Raw genomic sequence first — 14,418 nt, forward strand, 5'->3', positions numbered from 1 at the left:
TAGCCGTTGCCCTACCAAAATGCCCCAGGCGGTGATTCGCAAAAAGAACATGGTATCAAGACGAGATTTTCTCAAAAATTCAGGGCTGGCGCTCGGTGGGCTGGCGGTGACTTCTTACGCTTCTGCCGAAAACCTGTGGACGCCGACGGCTGCGCGGCCTATTGGCCTTCAGTTGTTTACGCTGTTCCGGCAGATGAACGAAGACCCGAAAGCGACGCTGGAAAAAGTGGCGGCTATTGGCTATAAGGAAATTGAATCGGCCTTTAGCACACGGGGCGGCTACTATGGTTATAAACCCAAAGAGTTCAAACAACTGGTAGAAGATCTGGGCATGCACTGGCGGGCGCACCATGCCATGGGAGCGCCTTTCCGCCCTCGCCCTACCCCTCCGGCTGCTCAACCGGGCAGTGCCAATCCGGGGCAAGGGCCAGCTGGCGCGCAACGGCCAGGCATGGATTTTTCGAAAATGCCGCCAATGCTGAGTCTGCGCGATAATTACCAGCAGTTGGTAGATGATGCGGCCGAAGCTGGACTTACCTACCTGGTCTGCGCCAGCACGCCCGTGGCTACGGTAGACGAAATCAACAAATCCATTGAGGTATTTCAGAAAACGGGCGAAGCCTGCAAGAAAGCCAAGGTCGGTTTTGCCTACCACAACCACGCTACTGAATTCGATTCCGTCGAAGGCGGTAAAACACCGTATGAACTGATTTTATCACAGACGGATAAAGACTTGGTAAAGATGGAGTTAGACCTGGCCTGGGCAACCAAAGCCGGTAAAGATCCGGTTGCTTTATTTAAAGAGCATCCTGGCCGATTCCCGCTCTGGCATACGAAAGATATCAAGCAGGACCTAAAAACCCTCACCGAAGTGGGCAACGGCGTAGTCGATTTCAAGAAGGCATTTGCGGCTGCCGACATCGCCGGAATGAAGTATTTCTTCGTCGAGCAGGACATGGCTCCTTCTATCGACAGTGTGCAGACGAGCTACCAAAATCTGACCAAGATTCTGGCTTAACGTATTACGTTACTACGTAGCAAAAGGGATAAATATGGGGTTAATTCCATACTTATCCCTTTTTTATTCCTGAACTGGAAATTTTCCCGAAAAATATTCGTCAGTCAGTTCGATAAAATCCTCATGAACCTGTTCAGATTGGATAGTAGGGTAATCCGCTTTCCGGCTTTTCTGCAGAAACCCCAATTGATTCCATCCCGACCCTTATGCAATTAAATCGTAGAAATTTCCTCCAGCAACTTGGCTTCGGCGCAGCTGGATTGATTGTGGCTTCGTCGCTGCCAGCAGCGGGTATTTCGTTCCCCTACAAAACGGGCAAACTACCTCGCAGTTTTCCTGAGGCACAGGGTGTTGCTCCCGGTGGCTTGCTCGATTTCGTAACTAGCATCGAATCAAGCAAACTCAACGTGCATAGTGTGATGGTAGTCCGCCACGGGCAGGTGGTGGCCGAAGGCTGGTGGGCTCCCTACGCGCCCCAATACAAACACACGCTGTATTCGCTCAGCAAAAGTTTTACGTCGACGGCGGTCGGCATGGCGGTGGCCGAAAAACGGCTGACGGTGGAAGACAAAGTGGTGAAGTTTTTTCCGGACGACGTACCAGCAACCGTCAGTGCGAATCTAGCCGCCATGCGTGTGAAAGATTTGCTGACTATGTCCACGGGACACGACAAAGATACTACGGGTGCCCTGCGTGGTAATAATGAGACCAGTTGGGTAAAGTCCTTTCTTGCACAACCCGTTGAACATGAACCGGGTACGTTCTTCGTTTATAACAGTGGTGCTACGTATATGCTCTCCGCCATTGTGCAAAAACTGACGGGTCAAACTGTTTTAGACTATCTGAAACCTCGGTTGTTTGGCCCATTGGGCATTGAAGGCGAGGATTGGGAAGTATCGCCACAGGGAATCAATACGGGGGGCTGGGGGCTACGTGTCCGTACGGAAGATATCGCCAAATTCGGACAACTTTACCTGCAAAAAGGCATGTGGAATGGCAAACGACTGATTCAGGAAAACTGGATCAACGATGCGACCCGTGCCGAAGTACAATCGAAAGGCGGTAAGGGCGATGCGGCTGTAAACGACTGGATTCAGGGATATGGTTACCAGTTCTGGCGGTGCCGAAACGATGCCTATCGGGGCGATGGTGCGTTCGGTCAATACTGTATCGTTCTCCCGAAAGAAGATGCGGTCATAGCCATTACGTCCGAAACAGCGAATATGCAGGGCGTTCTGGATGCCGTATGGAACCATATTTTGCCCGCCCTTCGGGGAACCGATCTGGCTGCGGCCAAAACAAAACAGGCTGCGCTCACTAAAAAGTTAGCAACGCTCACTCTTCTGCCCGAAAATTCGCAACCCGCTACTACGGTTGCCAATCAGATTAGCGGTAAAACCTATGCTATTGCCGAGAACTCGCTCCACATCAAAGACGTTTCGCTGACGTTCGGGAAAGATGGTTGTATTTTCAAGGTACAAGACGATAAAGGAAGCCATCAGGTTCTGTGTGGCGTGAACCGTTGGGTTGAAGGAACCACGACCTTTCCCATTACTCAACTGCTGCTCACGTCGACTCCAGTCCCGGGTAGCGAAGACCGGAAAGTCGCAGGCAGTGGCACCTGGCAGGACGCCAATACATTCGTGATGACCTGGCGATTTGTCGAAACCGCTCACTACGACACCGTTACGTGTAAGTTCGACGCTAGCAGTGTTCAGGTTGAATTTCAGAAAAGCCTCTCGAAAATCAGCACTGCCAAAGACCAGCGACCTACACTGTCCGGAAAACTTGTCGCCTAAAAAAAAGCCTACCGGGAACGTAGCGCGTGTTTGAAAAGCCTGCAAAGTTTTTTAATTGAAAAACTTTGCAGGCTTTTTTACGAAAAATTGCGTAGTCAAATAACTACACGTATATTTGTAGTCAAATAACTACACGATGAACTTACGACGAGATGTATTCCAAGCCATAGCCGACCCAACAAGGCGGGCTATCCTGCTGCTGGTTGCTACGCAATCTATGACTGCCGGTGCCATCGCAGCCAATTTCGACACCGCCCGACCAACCGTTTCCAAACACCTTCAAATTCTCACTGAGTGCGAATTGCTAAAACAGGAACAGAACGGCAGAGAAATGTACTATCACATCAATGCTTTAAAAATGAAAGAAGTCGCCGATTTTATCGAGCCATTTCGCCAGATGTGGGACGACCGATTCAATAAACTGGAAGCCATCATGAAAAACTATCAATCCAAGCAATAAAACACCATGGAACAGAAAACGAAAGTCCATGCGGAAAACGGTAAGCAGGAACTGGTGATAACCAGAGAGTTTGATTTGCCGTTGGAACTGCTGTTTAAAGCTTACGTTGAACCCGATATCGTGGAGCAGTGGATGGGAACGAAAGTACTGAAACTGGATAATAAGAAGCACGGTGGTTATCAGTTTGTAACAACCGATCCAAAAGGAAACAAATATGGATTTAATGGAACAATCCATGACTTTGCGCCAAACCATAAAATCACCCGGACGTTCGAAATGGAGAATACTCCTTTTGGTGTCCAGCTTGAGTTTCTGGAATTTGAATCCCTCACAGATGATACGAGCAAACTCACGATGCATGTCATTTACAAATCAACCGCCCTGCGCGATCAGATCATGCAATTGCCCTTTGTGAAAGGTATTAATATGGCACACAATCGTTTGCAGAACGTAGTAAACAACATCATGTATCATGGCAAAACGCAATAAAATCATGTATTGGGTAGCAACCCTCTGGCTCGCTTTAGGAATGCTGTCGACTGGCGTAGTCCAGTTAATGAATGTAAAAGAGGGCCAGGGCGGACTTGATATGATCACGCATGAGGGTTATCCTGCTTATCTGCTAACCCTGCTGGGCGTCTGCAAGATTATGGGCGTCGTTGCTCTACTTGTCCCCAAATTTCCTCTAGTGAAAGAATGGGCTTATGCCGGTTTCTTCTTCATGATGTCGGGAGCAATCTTTTCGCATTTCGCATCGAGGGATGAGATCAGTTCAATCATACCTGCTTTGCTGCTCCTAGTTCTTACGCTTGCGTCCTGGTACTTCAGGCCTGTTGACAGAAAACTTGTTTTTGTAAACCAATAAATAGAATGAACAACAAAAAGGAATTGATGCCCGAACAGCGGGAAGCATTAATCAACGTATTGAAAACTCGTTTTGAGAAACATACGAACCGTCACCAGGGAATCAACTGGGCCGATGTTCAAGCTAAGCTTGAAGTAAATCCGGCTAAGTTATGGTCGCTCAATGAAATGGAGAGCACTGGTGGTGAGCCCGACGTAGTAAGTAGTGATGCGACTACGGGTAATTTCATTTTTATCGATTGCTCAGCCGAAACGCCAAAAGGCCGCCGAAGTATCTGTTACGACCACGAAGCGCTGGAATCAAGGAAAGAAAACAAACCGGGTAATAGCGCGGTCGGGATGGCAGCCGACATGGGCATCGAGCTATTAACGGAGGATGAATATCGTGAACTACAAAAATTCGGAAAGTTTGATGCGAAAACATCGAGTTGGGTAAAAACGCCCTCAGCCATTCGAAAACTTGGTGGTGCACTTTTTTGTGATTTTCGCTATGATACGGTTTTTCTATATCATAATGGAGCAGAATCGTACTATGGTGTGAGAGGATTCCGTGGCTCGCTTATCGTATAGTTTGTTCGTTTATGCCACGCTGACGAAGGAAACATCTTAACGTATCATCACTTGCCGTTCATGATATGGTAAGCTGCTTCCTTCGTCAGCATGATAACAAATAACATTCGTTTACATCAGCTTGTCTAACGTAATGGGCAACGTTCGGATGCGTTTACCAGTAGCGTGAAAAACGGCGTTGGCAATAGCTGCCGGAACTGCGACCAGCCCAATCTCTCCTACTCCTTTCACACCCAGCGGGTTCACAATATCATCGTGTTCCTCTACAAAAATCACATCGAGGTCCTGTACATCGGCGTTGACCGCTACGTGGTATTCGGCCAGGTTGTGGTTCATAATTCGGCCAAATTGATTGTCCATCACGCTTTCTTCCTCCAGCGCCTTGCTGATGCCCCACACCATACCGCCAATGATCTGGCTACGTGCCGTTTTGGGATTCAGAATCTTCCCGGCGGCAACGGCGCTTACGAGACGTGTTACGCGAACCGTACCAAAATCTTCATCAACTTCTACCTCCGCAAAGGCTGCCGAATGCGTAGCCCGAGCGTATTTTCGCTGCTTGAACAGGTTCGGCAACGCAGACGATGTTTCTCGAACAGCAGCTCCCCCATTAGCGTCAACAACGGCCCGCAAGGATACCGAAACAGACGTATCATTTTTCAATCGAATCGCTTTATCGGCAAATACGACGTCTGTAAACGCGGATTTGGCAAAGGGTGAATTAGGCATTTTGCGTGCGATTTTGAAAAGCTTTTTGGCTAAATCGTCGCAAACTGTTTTCACAGCCGTACCAACCGTAGCGGCTGTCCAGGAGCCCCCTTCGATGGGAGCGGCCGGCATATCACTATCTCCGAGTTTAAACATGACGTCCTCAATTGGCATCCCCAACGTATCGGCGGCAATCTGCGTCATGATGGTATACGTACCGGTGCCAATATCGGCGGTGGCGCTGCTTACGCGTAATTTTCCATTCACCATCAGCACCGCTTCGGCGCGGGCGGGCATGTGATACGCGTCCCAGATTCCGGTAGCTATCCCCCAACCAATAAGTGTACTGCCCCGACGCATGGAGCGCGGTTCCGGATTTCGCTTCATCCAGCCAAAACGTTCGGCTCCTTGTCGAAAACATTCCCGCAATTCTTTGCTGGAATACGGCAGATCGGCAATCTGGTCGCGCTCAGTATAGTTTCTGAGTCGAAATTCAACGGGATCGATACCCGCGTTATAAGCGAGCTCATCGACAGCACATTCGAGGGCGGAAACACCTGTAACGCCACCCGGCGCCCGCATATCCATGGGCGTTGCTACGTCCAGGTGCACCAACTTGTGTTCAAGTTTGTAATTCTCAACCGGGTACAGCATCGCGCCCCAATTGGCAATCACTTCAGTATAATCTTCGTACTGAGATGTTTCTGACGCAACGCCATGATAGAGTGCTGTCATTTTGCCATCAGCTGATGCGCCCAGCGCCAACGTCTGCACGTTAGCCGGACGATACCCAAGCGAAAACATTTGCTGGCGCGTCAACGTCACCCGTACCGACCGTTTCAATTCACGAGCAGCCATTACAGCCATAAATAATTGATACTGAGGGCGCAATCCAGATCCAAAAGCACCACCAACGTAAGGCGAGATTACCCGAATATCTTTGAATGGAATATCAAATACCTGCGCTACGTACAGAATGCTGTTTGTTACGCCCTGAGTTTTGTCATAAATCGTATAACGCCCCCCCGATTTATGACGTCCTTTTTCATACATCACCGTACTGGCAAACATTTCCATCGGGTTATGATGCTCCATACTGTGCATGAATTCGCCGGTCATCTGCACCGGCGACGCATTGAAGGCTTCTTCAAAATTACCGCGTGGTTTCGGTGGGCCAGGCTTAAACAGCGTAGCCATACCCACAGAAGGTTTACGCCCTTTGTGTCGATTCAACTCCACGGCGGTTTCGTGCTTAACTTCTTCGTAATCAACTTTAACCAGCGAAGCCGCATACCGAGCCAACTCGAATGTCTCGGCTACGACCAGCGCAATGGGTTGTGCATTGTACACAATGTTTTCATCGCGCAGTGGACGGAAAGGTGAACCAGGGGGCGCATCCTGGTCCTTATAGCTCATGTCGAACCAGGCGATTTTTGGGCGATTTTCGTGCGTAAAAACTTTCACTACGCCTGGCAAACTCAGGGCATCCTGCGCGTCGATACGTTTGATTTTCCCTTTCGTGATCGCGCTGTTCACTACGTAGCCATACAGCAAATCCGGTACGTCGAACTCAGCCGCATATTTGGCTTTTCCGGTCACTTTATCGTAGCCATCGACACGGCTCAACGGTTTTCCAACGTACTGCATCATAACGTATTAAGATTTGCGGCCTCCAACAGCGCTCGCACGATAGCCCGTTTAGCCAGTTCTATTTTAAACGTATTGTGTCCAAATCCCTGAGCGCCTTCCAGCATGGCTTCAGCGACCTGCTGAAAAGCATCTTTAGACGGTGCCTTATCGTACAACAGAGCCTCTACCTCCGGTCGTCGCCAAGGTTTATGCGCCACGCCCCCCAAGGCAATCCGGGCTTCAGCGATGCGTCCGTTTTCCAGTTCCAGCGCTGCCGCAACCGACACCAGCGCAAATGCATAGGATGTACGGTCGCGTAGTTTGATGTAGGCATAATAGGCTGGGAAACCACGTGCGGGCAACTCAATGGCTGTTATCAGCTCATCAGGTTGGAGGGTATTGTCGATGTGGGGCGTATCTCCCGGCAATCGGTGAAACTCCGCAAAAGGAATGCTACGTTCGCCATACGGCCCCGTAACGTGGACAACGGCTTCGAGCGCAGCCAACGCCACGCACATATCCGACGGATGCGTAGCGATGCAATGAATATCCCGATTGGCGGCCTGCGTGCCTAAAATAGCGTGTATCCGATTATACCCCTCAATGGCTGAGCAACCAGAACCGGGTTCTCGCTTATTACAGGGTGTCGCTACGTCGTAGAAATAGTAGCAGCGGGTCCGTTGCATTAAATTACCGCCATCGGTTGCCATGTTCCGAAGTTGGGGCGACGCGCCTGCGAGAATCGCCTTCGAAAGCAGCGGATAGCGTTCCGTTATCTTGGGATGATACGCGGTATCTGCATTGGTCATGAGGGCGCCCAATAGAATCCCATCCGTTTCGGTATCATCGATGGTGGCCAGCGGCAGGTGTGTAATATCAATCAATCGCGAAGGACGTTCTACGTTTTCCTTCATCAGGTCGATGAGGTTCGTTCCGCCCGCAATGAATTTAGCAGTCTCTTCCGAAGCCCGTTCGCGCACAGCGTTGCTGACGCCCTCGACCCGTGTGTAGGCAAATGGGTTCATAACGTAGCGGGGTTCGGGTGAATAACTGACTGGATAGCTGTAACAATATTGGGGTAAGCCCCACAGCGACAGATGTTTCCGCTCATTAGTTCGCGTATATCATCGGTTGTTTTTGCGTGGCCTTCGCGCATCATTCCAATCGCCGAACAAATCTGTCCAGGTGTACAGTAGCCGCACTGAAAAGCGTCGTGTTCGATAAATGCCTGCTGCAAGGGGTGCAGGTCGTTACGTTCCGACGTATCAGTTCCTTCCGACTGGGCTATTCCTTCGATGGTTGTAATCGATTTTCCTTCCTGCATAATGGCCAGTGTCAGGCAGGAATTGATCCGTTTACCATCAACTAAAACCGTGCAGGCCCCACATTGACCGTGGTCGCAGCCTTTTTTGGTACCGGTCAGGTGCATGTACTCACGTAGTGCGTCGAGCAGCGAAGTCCAGGGAGCCAGTTGTAATTCGGTTTCGTTGCCGTTGACTGTCAGTCTAACCGCATGGGTATCAGGTAACGACGGTGCAGTATGGGGTAAAGGAGGAGCTTCCGTAGTAAGGTTCATAGCGTTCAGTATAAGTCTATTGACTCCATGTACTGTTCGAACCACTAATCAGACAGGTTGTTCAAAAAAATAAATTAAAGGAGCTTTTCTCATTTTATGGCTATCAAAATGCCCTTTATAAGCCTCAATGGTAACAAGTTTTCCCCGATGTAGTTATCCCTATTGATCGAGCTTGCCTTGAGCACGCTTGAAATTATTGATACACATGGCAAATCTAATCACGCGGATATACCCGAAATTATTCGCAAACTCTATACCTATGCCGACCAGCAAAACCAGGACCAAGAAGCCTAAAGAAGGTTTCTTCTCCAATCTCTGGGTTATGCTCAAAGATGCATTTAATGGGTTTCAGGATGACCGTTGCCTGAAATTGAGCGCAGCCCTGGCTTATTACACCGTGTTCTCACTGGCGCCACTGCTAGTCCTTATTATTTCCCTATTCAGTATTTTCTTAGGAGAAGAGGCCATACGCGGACAAATTTTCTCACAGATCAATGGACTGGTGGGTAATGAAGCAGCCAAACAGATTCAGGAAATGATCAAAAGTGTTGAGCTGTCGGGTAAAACCAATACGGCGCTGGTTATTGGTATTGTTACGTTACTGATTGGTGCCAGCAGTCTGTTTATCGAGATTCAGGATTCGATCAACTTAATTTGGCGGGTGAAGCCAAAACCGAAACGGGGGTGGGTAAAGCTTCTGAAAGACCGATTATTATCATCATCATTGGTGGTCAGCCTGGGTTTTCTGTTGATGGTTTCGCTGATTATCAATGGAATCGTAGCCGCCATGAGCGATTATCTGGTACGCTTCATCCCGGGCGTAGGCGTCTATATCATCATGGCCGTCAATTTTACAATCAGTACGGCCGTAATCGCCCTATTATTTGCCGTCATTTTCAAGGTACTCCCCGATGCTAAAATTGCCTGGAAAGATGTTCGCTGGGGGGCAATTTTTACGGCGTTACTCTTTATGCTGGGACAATATTTAATTGGGTTATACATCAACACGACTGGCACCAGTTCTGCGTATGGGGCGGCTGGATCGCTGATTGTGATTCTCACCTGGATTTATTATACCGCAGCTATTCTGTATTTCGGTGCGGAATTCACGCAGGCTTATGCCAATCATTTTGGCATTAAAATCGAACCCGCTGACTACGCGGTGTACGTCGAACAAACCGAACAGGAACGCGACGTTTCCCATATTCCGACGGAGAAAAAAATGGAAGAAGCGAAAAAGTAATAAATGCTGTAGACTGAATAATGTACAAAACAGCCATTATTCAGTCTACAGCATTTATTACTCAATTCATTAGGGCATTTTATTCGCGTCAAGTACTACGTGCCGAACACGCTGACGTTTCCAGGTATACGTTACGTGTACAAGCCCATCATCCGTTTGAATGACAGCCGGATACGAATATTCGCCGGGTTCATTTTCAAGCACAGCCAGCGTTTTCCAGGTTTTACCATCTTTAGAAATCGCTACGTCGAGTGGCGTACGTGGGCCGTTTTTGTTCCCTGTTCTTGTCGTAGGATTATACACCAATACTTGTCGGCCATCTTTCAACGTAACGGCATCGGTGCCAGAGTTTGGGTTAGGAAGCTCCGTTTTTTCCAGCTTCGACCAGGTTTTGCCCCCATCTTTCGACCAGGCCTCCTGAATAAAGCCCAATTTCTGGCTACGGCAAAGAATCTGCAGCTGGCCGTTCGGGTGGAACAACACGCTCGGCTGAATGGCTCCGTCGTTAACACCGTCGTTGATGGCTGGTGTTCGGGTCCAGGTTTTGCCCCAATTACTGGTCATCTCGAAATGTACTCGCCAGTTATTGTCTTCCGAACTGGTTGGGCACAGCAATACACCGGAGGGCAACAGAACGGGTTTGTTTTTAATTGGCCCCAGGATCCCATCGGGTAGTCTCTCGGCTGCTGACCAGGTTTTACCGTTATCGTTCGAGCGCTTTAACAAGCCCCACCAGGTTGACGGACTTGGTCCCACTTTATAAAACAGTATTAATTCGCCTTTTGGAACCTGAAACAGAACTGGATTCCAGCAGGGTAATCGTTTACCATCGGGCTGTACGCCATCTGCCACCTCTACCGGTGTTGACCAACCCGTTTTGCTCCGACTACTCACCCAAATACCAACATCCGGGTTACGTTCTTCCGTCCCACCAAACCAGGCGGCCACAATACCAGATGGCGTCTCGGCCAGCGTCGAAGCGTGGCATTCGGGGAATGGAGCCTTCTCGTAAATAAACTCACGTTGACGAACAGCGGGGTTATCTGGCTGCGCCGAAAGTTTGGGTATGGCTATAGACAGTGTTGCAAAAAGGAGTAACCAATATTTTTTCATGTACTTGGTAAAAGTGAATGGAGGCTGAATGTACGCTTAATCCATGTGAAAGACCCGTTCCAGACGTATCGCTACGGGCGAATTATCGGGATACGTATCCATCAAATCGGCCATATAAGCCCACCATTTCTGCATAATGGCCTGTTCAGGCAACGTATCGGCGGTGTGGTTGAGCGTGCGCTTCTGCACGGCAAAGAGCATTCCGGAAGCACGGTCAAGAAAAATAGAATAATCGCGAATACCCGCTTCCGTTAATAAGGCGGATAGCTCGGGCCATATTTCATCATGACGGCGTAAATACTCAGCTTCAACGCCGGGTTTAAGTTTCATCGTAAAGGCAATCTCTTCCATATACAAAGGTTGATTCAATGGCTATGTTCCAGCCGAGCCACCGGACGTTCTCACGTTATTGATACGTTGAATTTGACATTAAGACTATCGTTTCATCTTAAATAATTCGGTTCCGGCCAGCAGGAAACATCCGGGACCGTCACCTTCAGAGCTGGTTTACTGTCGAACGTATTAGCCAGCCTCATTTTAGACAGACTCTCCTTCTTGTCAGACTGAACGTAGTAAAGGACTTACATTCAGTCAATTTAAAGTCAGTGTACGGTTACGGATGCGGTGTATTTTTTGAGATCAACGCAATCGCCTGGCAATGGATGCGAATTCCAGTGTTGGTGAATGGCCAGTGCAGCCCCCAGGGCCGAAGCCTGTGCAACTGATGCAGCATACACGTCAATGCTGGGAAAAGCAATCGCCAGCAGATTCATGTAGATCGGATTTTTGCCAAACCCCCCATCAACAAAAATGCGCTTGACGGGTGAACCGGCCAGCACCAGATTCGTTGAAATCAATTGTTGGGCTACGATGTCGAGTATAAGCTGGTGATAGGCTTCGGTATAATCGGCAAAATCAGTCAGTTCGCGCTGCCCGAACAGCGATCCTTTCATGGAAAGCAGTTGATTCCCCTTGGCGTCGGCTCCCGTTGTTACCTGGCTGTTTCGCTGACGTAGCTGGTCAATAATTTTTGGATTATAAGCAACGCGAACGTATTGATCAACAGGTACTTGAAAATGCACAGCCAGCCGTTTTATCTGCTGTTCGTGCTCATAGCCCGCAAACAGTCGCGCCGATTTCACCGGCTGACCTTTGTAATGCATGTAATTGAGGCAATCGTACTGCAACTCTTCTGGCGTCAGCGGACGGTTGTTGAACGGGTTCATACTGATGCACCACGTTCCCGTCGAAATTAGTACAAATGGTTCCTGAAACGATGCCAGATAGGGTACCAGTGCCGATGAGCTATCGTGCAAACCAACCCCTGCCTGGAGCGACGTACCGTCAATCGTTACAGTCTGAACCGAGTCGGAAGCAACAATGGGAGCCAGTCGACTATCTATTTCTTCATCGGTGACCCATTTGTGGTATTGCTGCCGGTCGAAATCCCAAAGCATGGTATGGCAGCCGACACTGGTCATGTCGGAGACGGGCCACTTGGTAATGAGGTAACTAATGTATTGCGGCAGGTGCAGCGCGTAGGTCAGTTTATCGAAAAGTTCAGGTTGCTCATATTTCATACGATATACCTGAAGTCCTGAATTCAAACTTCCCAGCGAAGGTGAGGCCGTCTGGCGCGTTAACTCTATTTCTGGCCCATACGTACCAAAAAACTGCTGCGACAACGTAGCAGGATAGGCTTTCAGGTAATTATACAGTTGCCCGACCGGCTCACCGTCTTTGTCAATATACACTATACTAGCTCCGTAACCAGAGACATTGACAGCCTTCACGGCGAACTGGGGCAGACGTAACACCTCCTCCAGCGACGTAGTGACCCAATTTCGAAGCCGATTTACGTCTTCGCACGAATCCCCGTCTTCGTCTGAAATCTCATCAAACTGTTCCGATTTTTCCCAGACAATCCGGTACTGTTCATCAAAAAGAAACAGTTTTTTGTTCGTCTTCCCAATGTCGAAAATAGCAACAACGTTCATGTATAAAGAGTGAAAGAGCAAATGAGTGAAATCGGACCGCCGAAGCGGAGCGAAAAGCTGACGCAACATATTCTGCCGGATGGAATTCGCTCCGCTTCGGCGGTCCGATTTCATTCATTCACTCTTTCGCCATTGTTTATAGTCCCGTGGCGAAAGTTTTGGCACCACGTTCGCCGATGAGTTGCTGGCGAACGTCTAATTTGCGGAAGAGTCCAAGTGGGTTTAAGGCGGCACCAGCCCGACGACGCGCTTCGGCAACTAGTGGGCGCACATCGGTACGGAAGGCATCCTGAAGTATTTCCTGCGCCCGAACGGGGTCGTTAGCTTCACGAGCTTCTTCCAGCGCTTCCCGATCAACCAGTAAGGCTTGCGCATAGGCCAGTTGAATGGCTTCGACCGACTGAAGTAGGTCTTCAAGCGGGTCTTTTACATTGTGGCTAGCGTCGATCATCCAGCCAAGGTCTTTAGCGTGATTCATACCGCGAGCGTCCATACCGTCCACCAATTCCGTGAAAATCAGGAACAGTTGGTACGGGCGAATGCTGCCGACGGTTAAATCATCGTCACCATATTTCGAATCGTTGAAGTGGAAACCGCCGAGTTTGCCCTGATGCAGCAAAATCGCGACAATCTGCTCGATGTTGGCATTCGGTAGGTGATGACCTAAGTCAACAAGCGTATAAGCTTTTGGACCGAGTTTATTGGCATATAAGAAACTGCTGCCCCAGTCGCCTACGGTCATCGAATAGAAATTCGGCTCAAAGGCTTTGTATTCCACGAACATCTTCCAGGCGTCGGGGAGCGCGGCATAGATTTGGGCCAGACTGTCCAGGGTACGGTCGAAGGCTTTACGAAAATTCAGTTGCCCCGGAAAACAGGAACCATCTGACAGCCAGACCGTCAGCGAATCAGAACCCAGCGCAACACCGTGTTTTATTACGTCGATGTTATGCTCAATCGCCTGCTGCCGTACGGAAGCATCCGTATGTTGCAGCGAGCCGAATTTATAGCTCAGGGATTGGTCAGCCTGATCCTGGAACGTATTGGAGTTTACCGCGTCGAAACGTAGTCCATTCTGAGCGGCTAATTGTTTAATAGCTTGTGGATCCGTCGGGATATCCCAGGGGATATGCAACGAAATGGCGCCACTCGCACGATTCAGGGCGTGAAGTAAACCTACGTCGGCAATTTTCTCTTCCAGCGAACGGGGCTCTCCCCCACCCGGGAACCGCCCGAAGCGCGTACCACCCGTACCCAGCGCCCAGCTCGGAATAGCTACCTGAAATTCAATCAGTTTCTGAATAATCGGTTCCGCCTTGGCAACCTCCTGCGTCCAGTACGACAGTTTTCGCTGGTGTCCTTCCAGTTGACTCTGGTTATAATCCGCTATGTGTTCCCGTTCGATTTGCATAAGGGTTCAGGTTTAATGAATAATGTAGAA

Annotated in this window: 14 protein-coding genes; 7 read left to right on the forward strand and 7 right to left on the reverse strand. The window is 49.3% G+C overall.

The genetic code is table 11. The features are described 5' to 3' along the window. Nucleotides 1-49: 49 nt before the first annotated feature. From ACYVF1_RS10415 to ACYVF1_RS10440, 6 genes are all read left to right on the forward strand, one after another. Nucleotides 50-1,018 (forward strand): sugar phosphate isomerase/epimerase family protein, encoded by a 969-nt coding sequence (locus ACYVF1_RS10415; protein WP_461078352.1) that lies wholly within the window; start codon nucleotides 50-52, stop codon nucleotides 1,016-1,018. A gap of 206 nt (nucleotides 1,019-1,224) precedes the next feature. After that, complete coding sequence (locus ACYVF1_RS10420; RefSeq protein ID WP_461078354.1) at nucleotides 1,225-2,817, forward strand: serine hydrolase domain-containing protein; 1,593 nt, start codon at nucleotides 1,225-1,227, stop codon at nucleotides 2,815-2,817. Nucleotides 2,818-2,953: 136 nt separating this feature from the next. Then, entirely contained in the window at nucleotides 2,954-3,277 is a 324-nt protein-coding gene (locus ACYVF1_RS10425) for an ArsR/SmtB family transcription factor (protein WP_461078356.1), read from the forward strand. 6 nt (nucleotides 3,278-3,283) lie between these two features. After that, entirely contained in the window at nucleotides 3,284-3,766 is a 483-nt protein-coding gene (locus tag ACYVF1_RS10430; protein WP_461078358.1) for an SRPBCC domain-containing protein, read from the forward strand. Next, nucleotides 3,750-4,142, forward strand: coding sequence for a DoxX family protein (locus tag ACYVF1_RS10435; RefSeq protein WP_461078360.1), 393 nt, complete (start codon nucleotides 3,750-3,752; stop codon nucleotides 4,140-4,142). The genes ACYVF1_RS10430 and ACYVF1_RS10435 overlap by 17 nt, the downstream gene beginning before the upstream one ends. Nucleotides 4,143-4,147: 5 nt before the next feature. After that, nucleotides 4,148-4,711 carry a DUF4256 domain-containing protein gene (locus tag ACYVF1_RS10440; RefSeq protein WP_461078362.1) on the forward strand — a complete coding sequence of 188 codons (564 nt, stop codon included), beginning with the start codon at nucleotides 4,148-4,150 and terminating at the stop codon, nucleotides 4,709-4,711. Between the two features lie 111 nt (nucleotides 4,712-4,822). On the opposite strand, the gene ACYVF1_RS10445 is transcribed toward ACYVF1_RS10440, so the two are convergent. From ACYVF1_RS10445 to ACYVF1_RS10455, 3 genes are read right to left on the reverse strand one after another with little or no spacing between them, the layout of a single operon-like run. Beyond that, nucleotides 4,823-7,069 (reverse strand): xanthine dehydrogenase family protein molybdopterin-binding subunit, encoded by a 2,247-nt coding sequence (locus ACYVF1_RS10445; RefSeq protein ID WP_461078364.1) that lies wholly within the window; start codon nucleotides 7,067-7,069, stop codon nucleotides 4,823-4,825. After that, nucleotides 7,066-8,073, reverse strand: a complete 1,008-nt coding sequence (locus ACYVF1_RS10450) for an FAD binding domain-containing protein (protein WP_461078366.1) — start codon at nucleotides 8,071-8,073, stop codon at nucleotides 7,066-7,068. The genes ACYVF1_RS10445 and ACYVF1_RS10450 overlap by 4 nt, the downstream gene beginning before the upstream one ends. Next, on the reverse strand, nucleotides 8,070-8,624 hold the full coding sequence (locus ACYVF1_RS10455; protein ID WP_461078368.1) for a (2Fe-2S)-binding protein: 555 nt from the start codon (nucleotides 8,622-8,624) through the stop codon (nucleotides 8,070-8,072). Before ACYVF1_RS10455 ends, ACYVF1_RS10450 begins: the two co-directional genes overlap by 4 nt. 259 nt (nucleotides 8,625-8,883) lie before the next feature. Here ACYVF1_RS10455 and ACYVF1_RS10460 point away from each other — a divergent pair, with 259 nt between their 5' ends. Continuing rightward, the gene (locus ACYVF1_RS10460) at nucleotides 8,884-9,867 is read left to right on the forward strand and encodes a YihY/virulence factor BrkB family protein (protein ID WP_461078370.1); all 984 of its coding nucleotides are present in this window, start codon (nucleotides 8,884-8,886) and stop codon (nucleotides 9,865-9,867) included. Between the two features lie 69 nt (nucleotides 9,868-9,936). Here the strand turns inward: ACYVF1_RS10460 and ACYVF1_RS10465 are convergent, their stop codons facing one another. The 4 genes from ACYVF1_RS10465 to ACYVF1_RS10480 all read right to left on the reverse strand — a co-directional run bounded on the left by ACYVF1_RS10465 (nucleotide 9,937) and on the right by ACYVF1_RS10480 (nucleotide 14,388). After that, nucleotides 9,937-10,980, reverse strand: a complete 1,044-nt coding sequence (locus ACYVF1_RS10465; RefSeq protein WP_461078372.1) for a sialidase family protein — start codon at nucleotides 10,978-10,980, stop codon at nucleotides 9,937-9,939. 36 nt (nucleotides 10,981-11,016) lie between these two features. Further along, the gene (gene rhaM, locus ACYVF1_RS10470; RefSeq protein ID WP_461078374.1) at nucleotides 11,017-11,331 is read right to left on the reverse strand and encodes an L-rhamnose mutarotase; all 315 of its coding nucleotides are present in this window, start codon (nucleotides 11,329-11,331) and stop codon (nucleotides 11,017-11,019) included. A gap of 251 nt (nucleotides 11,332-11,582) precedes the next feature. Next, nucleotides 11,583-12,977 (reverse strand): FGGY-family carbohydrate kinase, encoded by a 1,395-nt coding sequence (locus ACYVF1_RS10475; RefSeq protein WP_461080719.1) that lies wholly within the window; start codon nucleotides 12,975-12,977, stop codon nucleotides 11,583-11,585. A gap of 136 nt (nucleotides 12,978-13,113) precedes the next feature. Continuing rightward, a complete protein-coding gene (locus tag ACYVF1_RS10480) occupies nucleotides 13,114-14,388 on the reverse strand; it encodes a sugar isomerase (protein WP_461078376.1) in 1,275 nt (424 codons plus the stop codon). Between the last annotated feature and the right edge of the window lie 30 nt (nucleotides 14,389-14,418).

The organism is Spirosoma flavus (genome assembly GCF_054778555.1).